16 protein-coding genes are annotated in these 18,267 nt (G+C 61.3%); 7 read left to right on the forward strand and 9 right to left on the reverse strand.

Annotation, left to right across the window (positions count from 1 at the left end; genetic code table 11):
* Positions 1-67 precede the first annotated feature (67 nt).
* Positions 68-1,075 carry an acetoacetate decarboxylase (ADC) gene (locus E8E95_RS12630; protein WP_280350764.1) on the forward strand — a complete coding sequence of 336 codons (1,008 nt, stop codon included), beginning with the start codon at positions 68-70 and terminating at the stop codon, positions 1,073-1,075.
* Positions 1,076-1,136: 61 nt separating this feature from the next.
* On the opposite strand, the gene E8E95_RS12635 is transcribed toward E8E95_RS12630, so the two are convergent.
* The gene (locus E8E95_RS12635; protein WP_280350579.1) at positions 1,137-1,583 is read right to left on the reverse strand and encodes a MerR family transcriptional regulator; all 447 of its coding nucleotides are present in this window, start codon (positions 1,581-1,583) and stop codon (positions 1,137-1,139) included.
* 178 nt (positions 1,584-1,761) lie between these two features.
* Between E8E95_RS12635 and E8E95_RS12640 the strand changes: the two genes are divergently transcribed.
* The 3 genes from E8E95_RS12640 to E8E95_RS12650 all read left to right on the forward strand — a co-directional run bounded on the left by E8E95_RS12640 (position 1,762) and on the right by E8E95_RS12650 (position 4,814).
* On the forward strand, positions 1,762-2,592 hold the full coding sequence (locus E8E95_RS12640) for an alpha/beta hydrolase (RefSeq protein WP_280350581.1): 831 nt from the start codon (positions 1,762-1,764) through the stop codon (positions 2,590-2,592).
* Between the two features lie 263 nt (positions 2,593-2,855).
* Entirely contained in the window at positions 2,856-3,287 is a 432-nt protein-coding gene (locus E8E95_RS12645; RefSeq protein ID WP_280350583.1) for a glycine zipper domain-containing protein, read from the forward strand.
* A 303-nt stretch (positions 3,288-3,590) separates the two neighbouring features.
* Positions 3,591-4,814, forward strand: coding sequence for an outer membrane protein transport protein (locus tag E8E95_RS12650; RefSeq protein ID WP_280350586.1), 1,224 nt, complete (start codon positions 3,591-3,593; stop codon positions 4,812-4,814).
* 234 nt (positions 4,815-5,048) lie between these two features.
* On the opposite strand, the gene E8E95_RS12655 is transcribed toward E8E95_RS12650, so the two are convergent.
* The 3 genes from E8E95_RS12655 to E8E95_RS12665 form a co-directional block, all read right to left on the reverse strand.
* Positions 5,049-6,104, reverse strand: a complete 1,056-nt coding sequence (locus E8E95_RS12655; RefSeq protein WP_280350587.1) for a 3-keto-5-aminohexanoate cleavage protein — start codon at positions 6,102-6,104, stop codon at positions 5,049-5,051.
* A 51-nt stretch (positions 6,105-6,155) separates the two neighbouring features.
* Positions 6,156-7,004 (reverse strand): TauD/TfdA family dioxygenase, encoded by an 849-nt coding sequence (locus E8E95_RS12660; protein ID WP_280350589.1) that lies wholly within the window; start codon positions 7,002-7,004, stop codon positions 6,156-6,158.
* Between the two features lie 584 nt (positions 7,005-7,588).
* Complete coding sequence (locus E8E95_RS12665; protein WP_280350591.1) at positions 7,589-9,181, reverse strand: NAD(P)/FAD-dependent oxidoreductase; 1,593 nt, start codon at positions 9,179-9,181, stop codon at positions 7,589-7,591.
* Between the two features lie 357 nt (positions 9,182-9,538).
* Here E8E95_RS12665 and E8E95_RS12670 point away from each other — a divergent pair, with 357 nt between their 5' ends.
* A complete protein-coding gene (locus E8E95_RS12670) occupies positions 9,539-9,778 on the forward strand; it encodes a hypothetical protein (RefSeq protein ID WP_280350593.1) in 240 nt (79 codons plus the stop codon).
* A gap of 251 nt (positions 9,779-10,029) precedes the next feature.
* Positions 10,030-10,830, forward strand: a complete 801-nt coding sequence (locus E8E95_RS12675) for a helix-turn-helix domain-containing protein (protein WP_280350595.1) — start codon at positions 10,030-10,032, stop codon at positions 10,828-10,830.
* Positions 10,831-10,944: 114 nt separating this feature from the next.
* Here the strand turns inward: E8E95_RS12675 and E8E95_RS12680 are convergent, their stop codons facing one another.
* From E8E95_RS12680 to E8E95_RS12695, 4 genes are all read right to left on the reverse strand, one after another.
* On the reverse strand, positions 10,945-12,240 hold the full coding sequence (locus E8E95_RS12680) for an FAD-binding oxidoreductase (protein ID WP_280350597.1): 1,296 nt from the start codon (positions 12,238-12,240) through the stop codon (positions 10,945-10,947).
* 14 nt (positions 12,241-12,254) lie between these two features.
* Positions 12,255-13,340, reverse strand: a complete 1,086-nt coding sequence (locus E8E95_RS12685) for a polyamine ABC transporter substrate-binding protein (protein ID WP_280350599.1) — start codon at positions 13,338-13,340, stop codon at positions 12,255-12,257.
* Positions 13,341-13,383: 43 nt separating this feature from the next.
* Positions 13,384-14,742, reverse strand: coding sequence for a glutamine synthetase family protein (locus tag E8E95_RS12690; protein ID WP_179058619.1), 1,359 nt, complete (start codon positions 14,740-14,742; stop codon positions 13,384-13,386).
* A 369-nt stretch (positions 14,743-15,111) separates the two neighbouring features.
* Complete coding sequence (locus tag E8E95_RS12695) at positions 15,112-15,837, reverse strand: SOS response-associated peptidase (protein WP_280350601.1); 726 nt, start codon at positions 15,835-15,837, stop codon at positions 15,112-15,114.
* 511 nt (positions 15,838-16,348) lie between these two features.
* Here E8E95_RS12695 and E8E95_RS12700 point away from each other — a divergent pair.
* Positions 16,349-16,657, forward strand: coding sequence for a hypothetical protein (locus E8E95_RS12700; RefSeq protein ID WP_280350603.1), 309 nt, complete (start codon positions 16,349-16,351; stop codon positions 16,655-16,657).
* A gap of 127 nt (positions 16,658-16,784) precedes the next feature.
* On the opposite strand, the gene E8E95_RS12705 is transcribed toward E8E95_RS12700, so the two are convergent.
* Positions 16,785-18,227, reverse strand: coding sequence for a mannose-1-phosphate guanylyltransferase/mannose-6-phosphate isomerase (locus E8E95_RS12705; RefSeq protein WP_280350605.1), 1,443 nt, complete (start codon positions 18,225-18,227; stop codon positions 16,785-16,787).
* Between the last annotated feature and the right edge of the window lie 40 nt (positions 18,228-18,267).

Genomic DNA, 18,267 nt, shown 5'->3' on the forward strand with positions numbered 1-18,267 from the left:
CGTTAGCGTTCTCTTTGCGGGTTCCACAGGGAACAACGGCATAACGTACTTAGCGGAGAGTCAGCAGATGAAACGAGGCAGTTTTGCGGCAGTGGCGGGGATATTCATGGGTACCGTTTCGGCCTTCGCACTGGCGGGAAGTTCGCCCGACGCCAAGGAAGCGAGAAGCGTGATGATCAACGTCGGGGGCCATGAAGTTCCTGTCGTCGCCGGTGGTCTGTATGACCGCTTCCGCTCCAATCCTCCGCTCGCCACCATCGAATCAGAAGCCCCTGGCGTCGACCTGAGCTGGTTCAGGGGGCTCACGAAAACCAAGGTCGACATGGGATTCGAATCCTACTCACCCAATTTCTATTACCAGAACAACCGGATCACCGCGGTCTACACGGCGGACATCGGCAAGCTCAGAGCGTTGATGCCTGCTGAAGTCCTGGAGAAGGTCCAGCCGCTGCAGGTCTGGCCGGGCAGGGGGCTTGTCGCCCTTACCGCTTACTCCTACGAGTACTGCGACAACGACAGCTACAACGAAATCGCCCTGTCCATCGTCACCAGCAAGCCAGGATCATCGAACCTCGGCCCGGTCTCGCTGGTCGGTCAGTCGCTGTCCGGGGATTTCTGGGGGTACGTGCTGAAACTTCCGGTGAATACCGAACTTGCACGGGTACGAGGCGTGGTCGGCTACAACTTGCCGAAGTGGCTGACGGGTATCAACCGCCGGGAGAGTGACAAGTCCGTGACCTTCGAGATCGTCGATAACGAAACAGGCAAGGTTGACGTGGTCTTCGAGGGAGAGAAGCTGGATGCGCCTTCATCTGAAGTGGAGTTGGTGACCAACAGCTTCACGAACATCGATAAGAAGGGCGGGTTGACCTACGGCTATGCGGTATCCCGGCAATTGAGCCACGCTTCCAGCACGAGCGCCGAGTCGGTCAATCTCACGCTGAATGGCGGCAGCCTTTCCACCTTCATGAAGTCCCTGGATCTGGGGAAGATGATGAAGTACGAGTACGTGCCGCAGTTCCAAAGCGCGCTCTATGCACCCGAACCCCTGCAATCGATGCTGGACAGCGAGTAGTCGCTACGGCCTTCAAAGTCAGGCCCTCGCGGCCTGACTCACCTTGTTCGGAAACACTGCCTCAGTCTTCTCGAACCGGCTGACGGGAACCCGCTGGCCCATTCGCTTCCTTACGGAGGCGATTCAGTACCCGCTGCGTATTCTCCCCGCACTGCATGCCTTCCGGCTTGCTCTCGATGACTTCGATGGTGACCAGCAACTGCGCCTTGTTCTGCTCCAGACGCGCTTGCATGGCCTCGATCTCGGCCACCTTGCGCTTGAGACTGTCCAGCAGTTCCCCATGCTGCCAATTGTTCTGTCCGATTGGCAGGAGATTGCGGATTTCCTCCAGCGAAAAGCCTGCGGCCTGGGCCCCGGTAATGATCTCCAGGATGAGCACCGCGTCCTGCCCGTAATCGCGATAGCCGTTGGCCTTGCGATCAACCGAAGTGATCAGTCCACTGGACTCGTAGAAGCGGATGCGAGAGGCCGCCAGGCCGCTGAGTTTCGCCAGTTCACCAATTCTCACGCTGCACCTCGGCAGAATCATTGACCTTAAAGCTTACTTTAATCCTAGAGTCCAATAGCGGCCAAGCGACTCAACGGCAACGCCAGCCGCATTTTCCAGGCATCGCCCGCCATGCGCGGTACCGATTGGCGAGCGCATCTCCAATTGCAGACCTCCACATCAGACAGGAGAAGCGAACATGGGATACGTCACAACGAAGGATGGAGTCGAGATCTTCTACAAGGACTGGGGACCGCGCGATGCGCAGGTGATCTACTTCCATCACGGCTGGCCGCTCAGCTCGGACGACTGGGATGCGCAGATGCTGTTCTTCCTGGCCCAGGGCTTTCGCGTAGTGGCCCACGATCGACGCGGTCATGGCCGCTCCAGCCAGGTCTGGGATGGCCACGACATGGATCATTACGCCGATGACACGGCAGCGGTCGTGAACCACCTCGGCGTGCAGGGCGCCGTCCATGCCGGCCACTCTACAGGCGGTGGCGAGGTCGTTCGCTACATTGCACGGCATCGTGAAGACCCCGTTGCCAAAGCCGCCCTCATCAGTGCGGTGCCGCCGCTGATGGTGAAGAGTGCGAGCAATCCCGATGGTCTTCCCAAGGATGTCTTCGACGGCCTGCAGGCCCAGTTGGCCGCCAACCGCGCGCAGTTCTTTCGGGATGTCCCGGCCGGTCCCTTCTATGGCTACAACCGACCAGGTGCCACGCCGTCGGAGGGCATCATCCAGAACTGGTGGCGGCAGGGCATGATGGGCAGCGCCAAGGCGCATTACGATGGCATCGTCGCCTTCTCCCAGACCGACTTCACCGAAGACCTCAAGAGCATCACCATCCCCGTCCTGGTGCTGCATGGCGACGACGACCAGATCGTGCCTTATGAGAACACCGGCGTGTTGTCGGCGAAGCTGCTCAAGAACAGCACCCTGAAGATCTATCCGGGGTTCTCACACGGCATGCCCACCATCAACGCCGACACCATCAACGCCGATCTGCTCGCCTTCATCCGAAGCTGAGTTTCACGGGAGCCAGGGAGTTCACTTCCTGGCTTCCAACGGGTTCCGAAGGTTGTTGTCGCGGGGAGCCACTATCAATTTGGACATGAACGCCCAAGCGAAACCTTTTTCTACCGCTCGATGTGGCTCGACTTTGCTCGATAGCCGGTAGCGTTAGTAAATGGATTTTTGACTCAGGTCCATGAATGGCCGAACTTGCATTGTCTGCCTGTTTCCCTTCCGACAGAATTGTCTGATCCCGTTTCCAACTCGAGGTTCGAAAGATGCGTAAATCACTCTCGGCACTTGCCCTCAGCATTCTGGCTTCGCAGTACGTAGCCGCCGATGAAACGACCAATACCGCGGTGGGCGGCGGCATCGGCGGGGCCGTGGGGAGTGTCGTTGGCCAGGCCGTCGGCGGAAGCACTGGCGCTGCGATCGGTGCCGGTCTGGGCGGCGCAGCAGGCGGGGCGGTGAGTGCGAAGGATGGCAAGAAGACCGAAGCAGCGATCGGCGGTGGTCTCGGTGCGGCCGGCGGCCAGGTGATCGGCAATAAGGTAGGGGGCTCCACCGGTGGCGCAATCGGCGCCGGTCTGGGCGGGGCTGCTGGCAGTGCTATCGGCAACAACCTGGCCGACGACGACGATGATCACCACGATAATCACAAGGCCAGCCACAAACATAAACACAAGCACAAACACAAACACAACGACTGATCCTTGGCGTCGTTGCACGAAAGCCCGCCTCTTTGGCGGGCTTTTGCATTTCACGGGATTGCCTTGTCAGAAGCGGAAAACGCCCCTGATCCGCAGATTTTCCTCCCTTCAAGTTGCGTCTCCAACTCCTCTGACTAGGCTTCGGCATGTAATTCCGAACTGGCAAAGGCCATCTGCAGGCGGCAGGAGAATCAACCATCGCACTGCGTCCGATTTATCTCTGTCACGAGATGTACTCATAAACATCGGCAGTGAGGCAGGCGCAGCTTTGCGCACCAACTTCAGACTGACCAAGGGGGCTCCATGGAAAGTGCATCGTTCCGGGTGTTGGCCGGCGTACTGGTTTCCCTGTGCACGTCGTCCGTCTTTGCCGGCTCGGCGGGATTTGCGGGCATCGCCGCCAGTGCCGACAGCGCTGAAACCGCCAGCGACAACCCGGCCGGCATGTCCAGGCTGCACAAGCCTTCTGCATCGATCAGCCTGATGCAGGCCACCGGTTTGGGCACGTTCGAGGTGGACGAGGGGCAGACCACTACCAACGGGGGAGATCCCGATAACGACCTCAACCCGGTGATGATTCCGCAGGCCTATTACGTTCGGCCGTTCACCGAGTCCCTCCATGGAGGCATCTCGTTGACCATTCCGTCCGGATTTGGCTCCGAGTACGGTTCCGACTGGGCTGGCCGCTACTACACCGACAGTTACTCGCTGGTCTATGTCGCCGTGACGCCTGCGTTGTCCTGGCGAATCAACGAGCAATGGTCGATCGGTGCTTCCGTGGGTATCAACTACATCTCGTCGCAGTCTGAGGTTGCCATCAACACGCTCGTACCCGGCGCTGCCGATGGAAAGCTCGAGGCCAACCTCGATGGCGTCGGGACCAACTTCAGTCTCTCGCTGTTGTGGGAAATGACGGCGAAAACCCGATTCGGCCTGGTGTACACAAGCGAATCCAAGACGGATATCGATGGCGACCTCAAGTTCCGCAACACGGGTCCAGTGATTGGCGGATTACTCGAACGGGGCGTCCTGGGCGACAAGATCGAGGTCGAGCAGGTCATGCCTCAGCGCATCATCGGCGGCATCTATCACGAACTGGACTCCGGGGCGTTCATCGTTGCGGACCTCGCCTGGGTGGAGTTCTCCCGGTTCGGTACCAACTCGGTGTCGCTGGATGGCGAAACGATCGACGTGGAAGACAGTGGCTTCAACAACTTCTGGGCCGGTACCCTGGGCTACGGTTTTCCCGCCAACGGCGGCCTGCGTTACACCCTCGACACCTTCTACGTGCAGGCGCCAGTCGATGACAGCAAACGAACACTGGCCATGCCGCTGGACCGCATGTGGGGAATAGGCGCTGGGGTCCAGGTCGATCATGGCAATGGCAAGGCGGTGGAGTTCAACCTGCATCTGGTGGACTTTGGCGAGTCGCCTGTGGATACCGGGCCGTCTGCCGTGCGTGGGCGTGTCGTGGGGGAGACCGAGCATCCATACGCCGTCATCATTTCCGGGGCGTACCACTTCTAAGGAATGGCCCCGGGCCTTACAGACAGCAATCTGAAGAACGATTCGTTGGCTTCGCTTGACTCAGTGCCAATCCGGGTGAACAGCATGGGTATCGCAGGCTCAACCCATCCTACGCTGCGGAGATAGGTGGGAAGCGGAGCGGCGACCGAGGCATCGCATCCAACGCGCGCTGCCATTTATGGCAGCGCGCCGCGAGAAATGGTCGGCCAGTTGCGTTGCTGACCGACCGGCGCATCAGGTGTGCTGCGTGAAGCCGACCTGACCTGGTTTGCGGTTGGGCGCGAAGCCGTTCCTCGCCAGGGTCTCGTCGGCGTCCTTGTAGAAGGTCCCGATCTTGTAGATCTTGCGGGCTTCCTCACCATTGGCCACTTCACGACCGAACTCGCGGGAAATGCGCACCAGCTGTTCGATCTGCTCCACGGTCGTCATCTTGGCGGTCTGGCGCTGGTTCCAGATGTTGTCCTCGATGCCGCAGCGCACATGGAGGCCGAGAGCGATGGCCATCATGTTCAGTGGCAGCACATTGCGCATGCTGGTCTCCAGCGTCAGCACCGAGCCATCCGGGCAGGCACGCACGAAGTTGGCCAGGTCGTACGGGTTTGGCGAGTCGAAGCCGCCGCCGATGGCCACCCAGGTGAGGATTAGCGGAACGTTGCACGCGCCACGGCGCATCATGCGCTCGACGGTATTGAGTTGGGTGATATTGGCCAGCTGGAAGTGAGTCTGTATGCCATTGGCGGAAAGGCGGCGAATGTGTTCCTCGACCCAGGCAGGACCGGCGGGGATGGTCATTTCCTGGTAGGCCTTGAGCATCACCGGGTCTTCCAGCGAAGTGCCGCGAATGTCGGCGGCGGTCATCTGCTCGCAGACGTTCATCTGGTTGGTATTGATCGCGATGGTCACCTGATCCGGGGTCGGGGTCAGCTCGGCCAGCATGTGGCGAGTGTCGTCGGACAGCCACTTGGCAACGTCGCCGTCGTTTTCGGGGGCAAAGGAAATCGAGCCGCCGACCTGAAGAATGATCCCCGGGCAGGCTTCGCGGATGCCCGCCAGCAGCTCGTTGAACTTGGACAGGCGCTTGGAGCCCTTGCCGTCTTCCTCTCGTACGTGGACGTGCAGCACGGTGGCGCCGGCGTTGTAGCAGTCCACGGCTTTCTGGATCTGCGCCTCCATGCTCACCGGGATGTCTTCCAGGAAGTCGGACGGCATCCACTCCGGGCCATAGGGGGCGGCGGTGATGACCAGTTTTTCCATGTTTTCGACAAACAGGGAACCATCGATGAAGTTCATGAGCGACTCCTGAGATCGGCGATCTAGTGGTTGTTGTGCGGTTCGGGAGGATCAGAAGGGCTTGTCGCCGATGATTCCGGCGCGTTCCATCTTGCGAACGCAGGGCGGGTAATCCATCACGGCGTAATGTTGGGTGGAGCGGTTGTCCCAGATGGCCATGCTGTTCTTCTTCCAGCGCCAGCGGACCTGGTATTCCGGGTTGTAGGCCTGGCTGACCAGATAGCGCATCAGGTCGCTGCCACCCATGCTGTAGTCCTGGCCGTAGCGCACGCGCTCAGGCGTGTGGAAGTTGGTGAAGTGGGTGGCGAAGGCATTCACGAACAGCACCTTCTCGCCGGTTTCCGGGTGGGTGCGCACCACCGGGTGCTCGGGGTCCGGGTACATCGCCTTCAGCGCCAGGCGCTTCTCCATGGGCATGGCCGCACCGAAGCTCGCCTCGATGCTGTGGCGGGCGCGCAGACCCTCGATGCGCCGCTTCACGTCCTGGGGCAGCTTCTCGTAGGCCAGTGCCATGTTCGCCCACATGGTGTCACCGCCTACCGACGGACCTTCCACGCAGCGCAGCACGCAGCCCATGGGCGGCGCATCGCGCCAGGTGGCGTCGGTGTGCCAGGCGTTCTCGTAGCGGTCGTTGGGCTGGTCCGGGTCCTTGTAGATACGGACCAGGCCAGGATTCGCCGGATCGCTGCCAGCCACTGGGTGATCTTCCAGCTCGCCGAAGCGGCGGGCGAAGGCCACGTGCTCGGCACGGCTGATGTCCTGATCACGCAGGAACAGCACCTTGTGCTGGAGCAGAAGCTGGCGGATTTCGGCGAAAAGACCGTCATCGTAGGCCGCATCCGCTAGGTTCACGCCGATAAGCTCGGCCCCGATACTGCAAGTAAGTTGTTCTACGCGCATCTTGTTGTTCTCCTCTGGCGATTTTTGTTCGGTCGGGCGAGCTACTGGGAAGCGGGGCCCTTAACTCAGACCGCGAGGAGGAATCTAGGGATGGAGGGGGGGAAGGCGACCATTCATTTGGCGACAGGTTCTTCGCAGTTCATGTCAGGTCCCCTGCCGCCGATGCAGGATCTTGAGTGCCATTGATCTGGGTCAGTTTTTGCGGGGGGAGGGAGACGGTCGCCTTTGGCCAGCTCGGCGGGGGAGCTGTCAGTTGTCGCGAAACCGTTTGAGCGAAATGACGGCTTGGTGATCACTGGCTTTCGCACAAACGGTCCTCACCAATAACGCGCTCAACCAGGCCGTCTGGCTAATCTTTTGGGAGGTTCGGGAAGGACTCCGGGAGCTGTGAGAGGCCGCCACGGAAGAATAGAGAACGGTGCAGAAGCCGACACGGGTGGGCGGAGGGCCAGACATGGCGGAAGCGAGACGCCAAGCCACCTGAACAGATTGAAAGGCTCATGGGTGGAGTCTCATCTCGCTTCCGGCACAGTCATCAGGGACGCAATCGTCGGCAGGCCTCCTTCACCAAACGGGCGATCAACTCAGGCGACCTGCATGGCCTTGATGTCCGCCAGGATCTCTGTGGCGCAGCGTTGGCCGGTTTCCACCGCGCCGTTGAGGTAGCCCTGGGATTCAATCGAGGTGTGCTCGCCGCAGAAGTGGCAGTTACCTTGTCGAGTGCCTTCATAGCCGACAAAGGCCGTGTAGTTACCTGGCGCGTAGTAGCCGTATGCACCCTTCGTCCAACGGTAGCCTGGCCAGTAATTGAGGATCGCCCGGCCATTCCATTCGTTGGTGATGCCCGGCAGCACTCGCTCCAACTGGCCGAGGAATTGCGCCGCCTTGATGTCCAGCGAAGCATTGTTCATTGCGACCGCAGTCGCGCCGCCGGTGAAGTTGTTCAGTACGCCTTCGCTGCCCGCCTGGCCACGGGTGACCTCCCAGGTGTCCTGATATCCGGTGTCCGAGTAGCTGGAGCCATTGCTGTTCTGCTGGCGCCAGATGCGCTGGCGGAACTGCAGCTGGAACTTGCTGCTGTTGCCCATTGGCATGCTGCCAATGGCCAGGCGTTTGCGCGCGTCGAAGCCGGCCGCGGAGTAGTCCACGCTGCTGCGCAGGATGCTGAAGGGAATGGCCATCACAACCCGCTGGGCGATCACTTGTCGCGGGCCCTTGCTGGTGTTGAAGTCGAGGCTGTAGGTAGCGTCGGGATTGAGGCTGATACGCGTCAGCTCATGGCCGAGGTTGATCTGGCCATCGCTGAGGCGGCTGGCCATGCCACTGACCAATTGGTCGTTGCCGCCACGGATGTGGTAGCGCTCATCGGACTCGCCGAACATTTCCAATTTCCGTTTGCTGGAGTAGCCAAGCAGATAAATCAGGTTGAGCGCGCTTTGCTCTCTGCACGCCGCGCCGTATTCGATCTCGTAGGCGACATCCAGCAAGCGGCCGAGGCGCGAGGTGATGCCGCCGGGCACGTAGTGATTGATCCACTCGGTGATGCTCATCTTGTCCAGCACCAGGCCGCGCGCGGTATAGCTGTTCCACAAGGTCGGGAAAGGTGCGGCCTTGACCTCGCTGGCGAGCTGCGCCTGGATCGTTTGGAAGTCGGCAAAGGCCTCTTCTACGCTGTACCGCTGGCCCTCGAAGAAGTAGATATCCTCGCCGCCTTGGGCCTTGTCGTAGGCCAGCAGGTCATCCACCGGCAGGCCCAGCTCCTTGGCCAGCTTCAGGGTTTCCACGTGGTAGCCATCGATCAGCTCGCCGCCGTTCTCGGCGATTTGCCCGGGGAAGGTGCTGCGGTTGCTGAAGCAACGCCCGCCCAGCCGGGTGGACGCCTCGAAGACGGTCGCGCTGACACCGCTTTTCTTCAGCTCATAAGCGCAGCTCAGGCCGGCCAACCCGGCGCCGATCACCGCCACATTGATACTGCCCGAGCCGCCGCTCGGTGCTGCCTTGGAGAAATTCGGAAGGCCGGCGCCGGCCAGTACCACGCCAGCAATTCCGGCGGCCTTCAGCACCTCACGGCGCGAACGCTGCAACGCTAGTGCCTGGTGGAAATCCGTGGTGTCAGGGGTGCTGCCGGCAAGGTGACTAAGCGCCTGCAAGCGGCTGAGCAAAGGTGTACGAGCCATCTATGAATCTCCGTTGTTATTGGTATTCGGACTGCATAGAACAACTACGTTGGGGCGGGGCCGTAACACTTCGCGAGTATCGGCGTGACTTCAGCCAGGCCACGCCGGACGGTCAGTCTTATTCGATAACGCGCGGCGCTAAGGAGCCCGAAGGCTAGATGAGCCCAAAAAGGCGGGCAAATTCTAAATAGAGAAGGCTGCGTTCGATTAAATAGATAGACGAACGTCGGCGGGTTGCAGCGTTCGTAGATAAAGGCCACTTGTCGATGAGCGGGGGAAGCACATCCGGGGCAGGTGTCTATACCGGTATGCCGTATGGGTTGTCGACTGCGAGCGGCGCCACCTGAGGAGCTGCGTATGCACCAGGGCATAGCACACATGTTGCAAGCGAAGCTTTGCAAAGTGCTCCCTTTTTGCCTGATTCAATGTTCTGTGGAGGCTACAGGCGACCTGACGGTTGTTGCGAAACCGTTTGGGAATGATGAAGGCTGGGTGATCACAGGCTTTAACGCTAATGACCTCACCACGCCAGATTTGCTCGATGAGGCCGCCAGCAAAATCATCTGGGGAATTCGGGAAGGTCTCCAAGAGATGTGAGGGCTGTCACGGAGAGGAAAGAACCATGACGGCCCCCGAGTGGTCATTGGCGAACTGCACCACCCGGCCGAGCACTTGTAGGGGACAGCGGCGGCCGTGCGTTTCCCGACTTGCACGGGGCTCATGGCGATTGATAGCCTTCCGGGCCTAAAAAACCAGCAGGCCTGGGTATGGTAATCAGGGTTGTCGAAGCACAAGAAGTAGATCAGCAGCGGATAGCCATTCCTGGTTGGGAGCAGCAGTACACGCAGATGTCTGCCGGGCGATTCTCGGGCCGGATTCTGCATGCCGAGGTCGAGGGGATCGAGCTTTACGAGGAGCAGATGAACCTTCGTGTGGAGCAGGAGTTCCACGCTCCGCCAGACGCCCTGGTCTTCAGCTTCGACATGTCGGAGAACACGCTCTACCTGCTCGATGGCGAGACTCGCAACGCCTGGGTCACGCCGGAGAACTACCGCGAGGTGGCGGTGGTGATCAAGCAGGCGGCGCAATGGGGCCAGCCGCTTGATGCGTTCGCCGACCTGGTGCTCACGCCTCTTCGATCCGATAACTGCAGGTCAGTCGCAGCGTCGCTCAGCGATATGCTCACTGGCGCATTCGACGGCCAACGCCATATGGATGCCCCAGGTGTTGCGCAGACCATCGTCTCCGACTGTTTCTACCTGCTCTGCGAAGCACCGATCGGTGACGGGCGCCGGTCGCGCTCTACCGTCCAGGCCAAGCGAGTCGTTCAACGGGTCAAGGAAGTGGTCGACGATTGTCCAGAAGAGAACTTCGGAATGACCGAGTTGGCCGCGAGAGCGGGCGTGTCGCCGCGCAGCCTTCAGCAATCCTTCCTGCGTTATGCCGGCATCCCACCCATCGTGTGGCTTAGAAATCGACGACTGAACGCTGCTCGCCGCGATCTGCTGGGGGCCGCCGAATCGGGCGTCACCGTGGCCGAGGTGGCCATGAAATGGTCATTCTGGCACCTGGGCCGCTTCTCCCAGTCCTACCACGCCCTCTTCGGCGAGTACCCCAAGACCACCGTCAAGCAGGGCTACCGCGCCTGATCGTGGCCTTGGCGTAGAACCGTAGGATGGCATGGAGCGAAGCGATACCCATCAATCGCGATCGCCGAAGCAGGGGTATCGCCCAGGCTCCACCCATCCTACAAAGCCGATCTATCAGCCCAGTAACTCCCGTATCCGGTACCAAGCCATGCCCAGCGCCAGCAGCGGGGAACGCAGCAGCTTGCCTCCGGGGAAGGTGAGATGCGGCACCGCACTGAACAGGTCCAGGCCCTTGCTTTGACCGGCATGGATGGCCTCCGCCAAGAGCTTGGCCGACCAGTGCGTCACGTTCAGTCCGTGACCGGAATAGCCCTGGGCGAAGAACACGTTCGGATGCGCCTTGAGCCGTCCTACCTGAGGGAAGCGATTGGCGGTGATCCCGATCATGCCGCCCCACTGGTAGTCGATCCGCACCTGCGCAAGCTGCGGGAACACCTTGAGCACCTTCGGCCGCATGTAGGCGCCGATGTCCTTCGGGTCACGACCCGAGTAGTGGCAGGCCCCTCCGAAGAGCAGGCGCCGATCGGCCGTCAGACGGTAGTAGTCCAGCCCCACCTTCTGGTCGCACAGCGCCATGTTCTGCGGGATCAGCTGTGCCGCCAGTTCCTCCGACAATGGCTCAGTGGCGACCACGTAGCTGCCAGCGGGCAGTACCTTGCCGGTCAGCCTGGGTTCCAGATCGTCCAGGTGCGCATTGCAGCCGAGCACCAGGTTGTCCGCCAGCACGCGTCCCTGCGCGCAGTGGACGATCGCGGTCTTGCCGTGCTCGATGCGCAGCACCGGGCTCTGCTCGAAGATCTGTGCGCCGAAGGCCTCGGCCGCGCGCGCTTCCCCCTTCACCAGGTCCAGCGGATGCAGGTGACCTGAGCCCATGTCGACCAGGCCGCCAGCGTAGCAATCGCTTGCCACCACCTCCCGCATCTGGCCTGGGCTCACAAGCCGGGTCTGATGCGGATAGCCCAGCGCATTCAGTTCCTCTTGCTCCTCGGCCATGGCGGCGAACTGGGCGGGGGTGTTGGCCAGCTCGCAGAAGCCCCAGCGCAGGTCGCACTCGATGTTCAGGTCGCGGATGCGCTCCGCCACCAGGGTCACCGAGTCGAGGCCCGCACGCTCCAGGTAGCGGACCCCTTCCTCGCCCACGTACTTGGCGAAGCCACTGACGTCGTGGCCGATTCCACGTATCAGTTGGCCGCCGTTGCGCCCACTTGCGCCCCAGCCGATGCGCCGGGCTTCCAGCAGCACGACAGAGTGGCCACGCTGGACCAGCTCCAGTGCAGTATTGACGCCTGTGAGCCCACCGCCGACTACGCAAACGTCCGCGCGAACGTCCCCCGCGAGCGTGGGATACAGCTGTTTGTCTCGGGCGGTTGCGGCGTAATAGGACGCAGCATGCTCCGCGATGTGAGTCATGGCTCGTTCTCGATTCATTGGTTGAACTTGATCTTGCTCCAGCTGCGAGTCATCAGGCGCATGATCTTGGGCGGCGGCGCCTTGGCGATGTACAGCTTGTCGAGCACGGCCTGGCTCGGATAGACCTCGGGGTTGTTCTGCATCTCCGGGTCGAGCAGCGCCTTGGCGTCAGCGTTGGCGCTGGGGTAGCCGACGTACTCGCTGATGCCGGCGATCACCTTGGGCTCCAGGATGTAGTTGATGAACGCCAGCGCCTGATCCGGGTTCTTCGCGTCCGACGGAATGGCCATCAGGTCGAACCAGAGGTTCGCGCCTTCCTTGGGAATGCTGTAGGCGATCTCGATGCCGTTCTTGGCTTCCTTCGCCCGCGCCGCCGCCTGGAACACGTCGCCGGAGTAGCCGAAGGCCACGCAGATGTCGCCATTGGCCAGATCCGAGATGTACTTGGACGAGTGGAAGTAGGTGACGTAGGGGCGCACCGCCGCGAGCTTGGCCTCGGCTTTCGGGTAATCGGCCGGGTTGGTGCTGTTGGGGTCCAGGCCCAGGTAGTTGAGCACCGAGGGGATCATCTCGTCGGGGGAGTCCATGAAGGCGACGCCGCACGCGTGCAGCTTCTTCAGGTTCTCTGGCTCGAACAACACCGACCAGGAGTCGATGTGGTCGACGCCCAGCACCTGCTTGACCTTCTCGACGTTGTAGCCGATGCCGTTGGTGCCCCAGAGGTACGGCACCGAATGGCGGTTACCCGGATCGTTCTGTTCCAGCAGCTTGAGCAGCTTCGGGTCCAGGTGCTTCCAGTTCGGCAGCTTGCTGCGGTCGAGTTCGAGGAAGACCCCGGCCTGCACCTGGCGGGTGAGAAAGTGATTGGACGGCACCACCACGTCGTAACCCGAACGGCCCGCCAGCAGTTTGCCTTCTAGCGTTTCATTGGAGTCGAAGACGTCATAGATCGGCTTGATGCCGGTGGTTTTCTGGAACTCGCCCAGGGTGTCGGGGGCTATGTAATCAGTCCAGTTGTAGACGCTGATCGTCGGCTCAGCGTGGGCGACCTGGGCCATCGTGGCCAGGGCAAAGGGCGCAAGGTAGCGCAGCAGTCTCATATCGACTCCCGTATTTTTGTTGTGATGACGGAATGGGGGCGAGCTAGACGCTCAGCAGCAGGAACTCGCGCTCCCAGGAGCTGATCACCCGTTTGTAGTTCTCGTGTTCGGTGCGCTTCACGGCAACGTAGCCCTGCACGAACTTGCGGCCCAGGTATTCCACTAGCACATCGCAGTCTTCCATCTGGGCCAACGCGTCCTCGATGGTAATCGGCAGGCGCAGGTTGCGGCGCTCATAGCCACGTCCTTGCACCGGCGTGCTGGGCGCACTCTTCTCGACCATGCCCAGGTACCCGCAGAGCAAGCTGGCGGCCAGCGCGAGGTAGGGGTTGGCATCTGCGCCGGGCAGGCGGTTCTCGACCCGCGTCGCCTCAGGCGAGGCGGGCGGAACGCGCAGCCCGACGGTACGGTTTTCTTCGCCCCACTCGACATTCACCGGAGCCGAGGTGTCCGGCAGGAAGCGGCGGAAGGAGTTCACGTTCGGCGCGAACATGGGCAGCACCTTCGGAATGTACTTCTGCAGGCCGCCGATAAAGTGGAGGAACAGCTCGCTCTTGGAACCATCCGCGTTGACGAAGATGTTCTTGCCGGTGGCGACATCCAGCACGCTCTGGTGAATGTGCATCGCGCTGCCCGGTTCATCGGTGATTGGCTTCGCCATGAAGGTTGCGCTCACATCATGCTTGAGCGCGGCTTCGCGCATGGTGCGCTTGAACACGGTGATTTGGTCAGCCAGGCTCAGCGCGTTGCCGTGACGGAAATTGATCTCCATCTGCGCCGGGCCGTCTTCATGGATCAGCGTATCCAGATCCAGGCCCTGTGCTTCGCACCAGTCGTAGACGTCCTCGAACAGCGGGTCGAACTCGTTGGTGGCATCGATGGAGAAACTCTGGCGGCCGCTTTCCGGGCGCCCCGATCGGCCCACGGGAGCCTCGAGGGGGAAATCCGGGTCGCTGCTGCGCTTGGTCAGATAGAACTCCATCTCCGGCGCTACGACCGGGCTCCAACCCTTATCGGCATACAGCTTCAGGACGCGCTTGAGCACGTTGCGCGGCGACAACTCGATCGGGTTGCCGTACTTGTCGACGGTGTCGTGGATGACCATCGCGGTCGGTTCGAGCGCCCAGGGCACGAGGAAGACGGCGTCGGGATCGGGGCGGCAGACCATGTCGATGTCGGCTTCGTCCAGTAGGTCGTAATAGACGTCGTCATCAACGAAATCACCGGTGACCGTCTGCAGCAGGACGCTTTCCGGGAGTCGCATGCCCCCTTCGCCGAGGAACTTGTTGGTGGGGGAAATCTTGCCGCGAGCGATGCCGGTCAGGTCGCTGACCACGCATTCGACTTCGGTGATTTTCTGTTGTTTCAGCCGTTGCTCCAGTTGCTCGGCAGGGGTGGTCATACAAGCCTCGGAAAGTTCATGGTTTCGGATTGAGGACGCGCCTGCAGCATGCTGCTGCAAGACCGCGGCGCCAGTTTCGTTTGCACAGGCGCCCTCGTTCTATCCACTTTCCGCACACATGACCGAGCGTGTGGCAACGCTCCCTTGTTGCCACGGGAAAACGGGCAGATTCATTTTCCTGCGCTGATATTCGATATGGGCTCCCGCTCACAGACTGAAGGTGCGAACCGACACGTGAGCCAGTCGCCTGCGCCTGCTTCTTGTTGGGTTTCGCTGCGCTCAGCGCCAACCTACGGGGACGGGGGCCACGGGATTGACCGTGACCGCCGGATAAGAAGCAGGGAGCGCAGGGCAAGGGGAGGGTGGCACTCACGACTGACTGATGGGCGGTTCCAGAACCTCTGATCGCCTGAGCGGAACGATGAGCTCCGGGTAGTCATTGTTGGTGTTGTCCACCGCCGTCGGCACCGGATACGAGTCAAAGACCTCGCGACTGTGTGCAATTGCACAGTTCACTTGCTCGACGGTGGCCGTGGACGATAACCAGAGTTGCCATTGCTCAGGCTCGAGGATGATTGGCATCCGGGGATGGATATGGGAGATCGGTGCCGACGACTCCTTGGTCAGCACGGCGCATGACAGTACCGCGTAACCGCGTGGTCCGATCCAGCTTGCCCAGAGTCCAGCCATGGCCAGCAGGTTGCGTTCTGCGGCGTGCAGATAGTACGGCTGCTTGACCCATTGGCAGCCCCGGAAACGCGTCTGTTCGTGCTCACTCCAGGCGAACCAGCCTGTCGCCGGCATCAAGCAGCGGTAGCTACGTATGCTGTCGTGCCAGAAGGGTTTGATCCAGGCATCTTCGCTGCGCGCGCTGAAGGTCATGAGCGGAGGATTCTCCTGGCTCCACCATTCAGGCACCAGGCCCCAACGGGCAGCAACCACTTCCAAACCGGCCTGATCGTCCAGACGGAGCATGGGAACCTGGGTGGTCGGGGTTGCGTTGAAGCTGGGCATCCAGATGCGGGCATCGAGGGGGCTGACGTGCCAGAAGTCTTCGATGGCGCGTTGCGTCGGGGTGACATAGCGTTCGCACATGGCAATCCCTCCGAAACCAACCTCCTGGGTACTGCGCAGGGCCACAAAAAAACCGCGGTTGCGAGCAGCACCGCGGCAAAGTAATCAGCAAGGTGATTCCTCCAGCCTTGGCGGGGCCGACGCCCAGGCTGTTGGCAATGCCCGGTGTGCAAGGGCATAAGCGCAAGCTTAGGTCCGTATGTATACCTGCATGTTTGTAGGTGACCGACGGCGGAAAGGCTGAAATGCGCGCGTCCTGAAGGACTCGATTCGGAAGGAATGGCCGCCTCACCGCTGCGAGTCGGTGAGGCGGCCGACGGAGCCGCAGACTGAGGCTCCGCCACAGTCCGCCTACCCTGGAGGAGCGGGCCAGGGGCTCCGATGAAATAGAGAGCGGCAGGGCGAAAGCGTTCAGGGAATATTTCGGGGGAAGGGGCGCGCTCCGCTCGGCCCGCATCCTGCACCACGCTGTTGAGCCTGTCGGCCTGGTCTACCATCTCCTTTAGCGCACCGAACCGCACCTGGAGGCCCCATGACTGATCGTTACTCCTGGACCCGTGAGATTGCAGAAGACCGGGCCGTCGCCGGGGCCGCACTGATTCCGGTTCCTCTGCGGGAAATGATCGATGGCCTGGATTCGGGCGCGATCAAACCTTTCTATGCGGCCGTGGCCAATCTGGCCTTCTCGGCGGCCGACCAGTGCGAAGAGTACGACGGCTATTGCATTGGTCTGATCGACGCTGCCTACCAGCGAGGCGAACTGGGCATCGTGGAGCGCGACGAGCTGCGAAATTTCGTCATTGCCCTGTGCGCTGATCGCAAAGGCAAGCCGCAGGCGTAAACGGTGGTTGGTCCCGCGATACTCGGGCGGTTCTTGTGTAGGAGCGAGCTTGCTCGCGAAAGATCGCGCTCGGACTTTCGCGAGCAAGCTCGCTCCTACGGGTTCGGCCCCGCCCCGACAAATCTCGTCAACGGTGGGGCGTGATCCCGACCGTCTCGTGCTCTTCGCGGCCGTAGACGTCGTCCAGGCGCGTAATGTCGTCCTCGCCAAGGTAGCTGCCGGTCTGCACCTCGATCAGCACCAGCGGAATCTTGCCGGGGTTGGAGAGGCGGTGGACCGACGTGATGGGAATGTCGGTGGACTGGTTCTCGGTGAGCAGGAAGACCTTGTCGTCACAGGTCACCTCTGCGGTGCCGGATACCACTATCCAGTGCTCGGCGCGGTGGTGGTGCATCTGCAGCGATAGCCGGCCGCCGGGTTTCACGGTGATGTGCTTCACCTGGAAGCGTCCGCCGGTGTCCACCGAGTCGTAGTAGCCCCAGGGTCGATAGACCTGGCAGTGGTTTTCGACTTCGCTGCGGCCTTCGGCCTTGAGCTTCTCGACCAACTGCTTGACCTTCTGCACGTGATTCTTGTTGGCGACCATGATGGCGTCCTTGGTTTCCACCACCACCACGTCCTCCATGCCGATGATCGAGACCAGCTTGCCGTTGCCGTGCACCAGGCAGTTGTGGCTGTCCTGCACCACCACGTCACCCTTGATCACGTTGCCGTCGGCGTCCTTGTCGTGGACGTCCCAGATCGATGCCCAGCAGCCGACATCGCTCCAGCCGGCATCCAGGGGCACCACGCAGGCGCGTGCGGTCTTTTCCATCACGGCGTAGTCAATGGAGTTGTCGGGGCAGCAGGCGAAGGTGGCTTCGTCGACGTCGATATGGTCCTCATGGCATTTGCTGCGTTCCAGGGCCAACCGGCAGGTGTCGTGGATGTCGGATTCGTGTCGCTTCAGCTCTTCCAGGTAGCGACTGGCGCGGAACAGGAACATGCCGCTGTTCCAGAAGTAGTCGCCGGACTCGACGAACTCCCGGGCGCGCTCGGCGTTGGGTTTTTCCACGAACTGGGCGACCCGGCAGATTCCTTCGGGCAGTGCCGGGTCCTGTTCGGAGCGAATGTAGCCGTAGCCGGTTTCCGGCCGGGTTGCCGGTACGCCGAACAGCACCAGCTCGCCTTGCTCGGCGGCGCTGGTGGCGAGTACCAGCGCCTCGCGGAAGGCTTCCAGGTCTTCCAGGACATGGTCCGAAGGCAGGACCAGCAGCAGATCGTCGCGCCCCTCGCTGATCAGTTGCATGGCGGCCATGGCCACGGCCGGCGCGGTATTGCGGCCGAAGGGTTCGAGCACGACCGCATGGGGCGTGATCTCTATCTCGTCGAGCTGTTCCTGGACAATGAAGCGGTGGTCCTTGTTGCACACCAGGATGGGCGCTTGCATGCCATCGAATGTCAGGCGCAGGAGGGTCTGCTGGAACAGCGTGTGCTCGCCGGTAAGGGCGAGAAACTGCTTGGGAAACTGTCGGCGGGACAGCGGCCAGAGCCTTGAGCCGCTACCACCGGAAAGCACAATGGGAATCATGGTTCATCTCCTGCTGGTGAGTTGCAAAATGCCGCGCTGG

The organism is Pseudomonas sp. BN414, assembly GCF_029871275.1.
GTDB classification, from domain to species: Bacteria; Pseudomonadota; Gammaproteobacteria; order Pseudomonadales; family Pseudomonadaceae; genus Metapseudomonas; species Metapseudomonas resinovorans_C.

Bases quoted from the DNA above. Each gene is read 5' to 3' on its own strand.
- E8E95_RS12630 (WP_280350764.1), top strand. From the start codon at position 68: ATGAAACGAGGCAGTTTTGCGGCAGTGGCGGGGATATTCATGGGTACC.
- E8E95_RS12640 (WP_280350581.1), top strand. From the start codon at position 1,762: ATGGGATACGTCACAACGAAGGATGGAGTCGAGATCTTCTACAAGGAC.
- E8E95_RS12645 (WP_280350583.1), top strand. From the start codon at position 2,856: ATGCGTAAATCACTCTCGGCACTTGCCCTCAGCATTCTGGCTTCGCAG.
- E8E95_RS12650 (WP_280350586.1), top strand. From the start codon at position 3,591: ATGGAAAGTGCATCGTTCCGGGTGTTGGCCGGCGTACTGGTTTCCCTG.
- E8E95_RS12655 (WP_280350587.1), bottom strand. From the start codon at position 6,104: ATGAACTTCATCGATGGTTCCCTGTTTGTCGAAAACATGGAAAAACTG.
- E8E95_RS12660 (WP_280350589.1), bottom strand. From the start codon at position 7,004: ATGCGCGTAGAACAACTTACTTGCAGTATCGGGGCCGAGCTTATCGGC.
- E8E95_RS12665 (WP_280350591.1), bottom strand. From the start codon at position 9,181: ATGGCTCGTACACCTTTGCTCAGCCGCTTGCAGGCGCTTAGTCACCTT.
- E8E95_RS12670 (WP_280350593.1), top strand. From the start codon at position 9,539: ATGCACCAGGGCATAGCACACATGTTGCAAGCGAAGCTTTGCAAAGTG.
- E8E95_RS12675 (WP_280350595.1), top strand. From the start codon at position 10,030: ATGTCTGCCGGGCGATTCTCGGGCCGGATTCTGCATGCCGAGGTCGAG.
- E8E95_RS12680 (WP_280350597.1), bottom strand. From the start codon at position 12,240: ATGACTCACATCGCGGAGCATGCTGCGTCCTATTACGCCGCAACCGCC.
- E8E95_RS12685 (WP_280350599.1), bottom strand. From the start codon at position 13,340: ATGAGACTGCTGCGCTACCTTGCGCCCTTTGCCCTGGCCACGATGGCC.
- E8E95_RS12690 (WP_179058619.1), bottom strand. From the start codon at position 14,742: ATGACCACCCCTGCCGAGCAACTGGAGCAACGGCTGAAACAACAGAAA.
- E8E95_RS12695 (WP_280350601.1), bottom strand. From the start codon at position 15,837: ATGTGCGAACGCTATGTCACCCCGACGCAACGCGCCATCGAAGACTTC.
- E8E95_RS12700 (WP_280350603.1), top strand. From the start codon at position 16,349: ATGACTGATCGTTACTCCTGGACCCGTGAGATTGCAGAAGACCGGGCC.
- E8E95_RS12705 (WP_280350605.1), bottom strand. From the start codon at position 18,227: ATGATTCCCATTGTGCTTTCCGGTGGTAGCGGCTCAAGGCTCTGGCCG.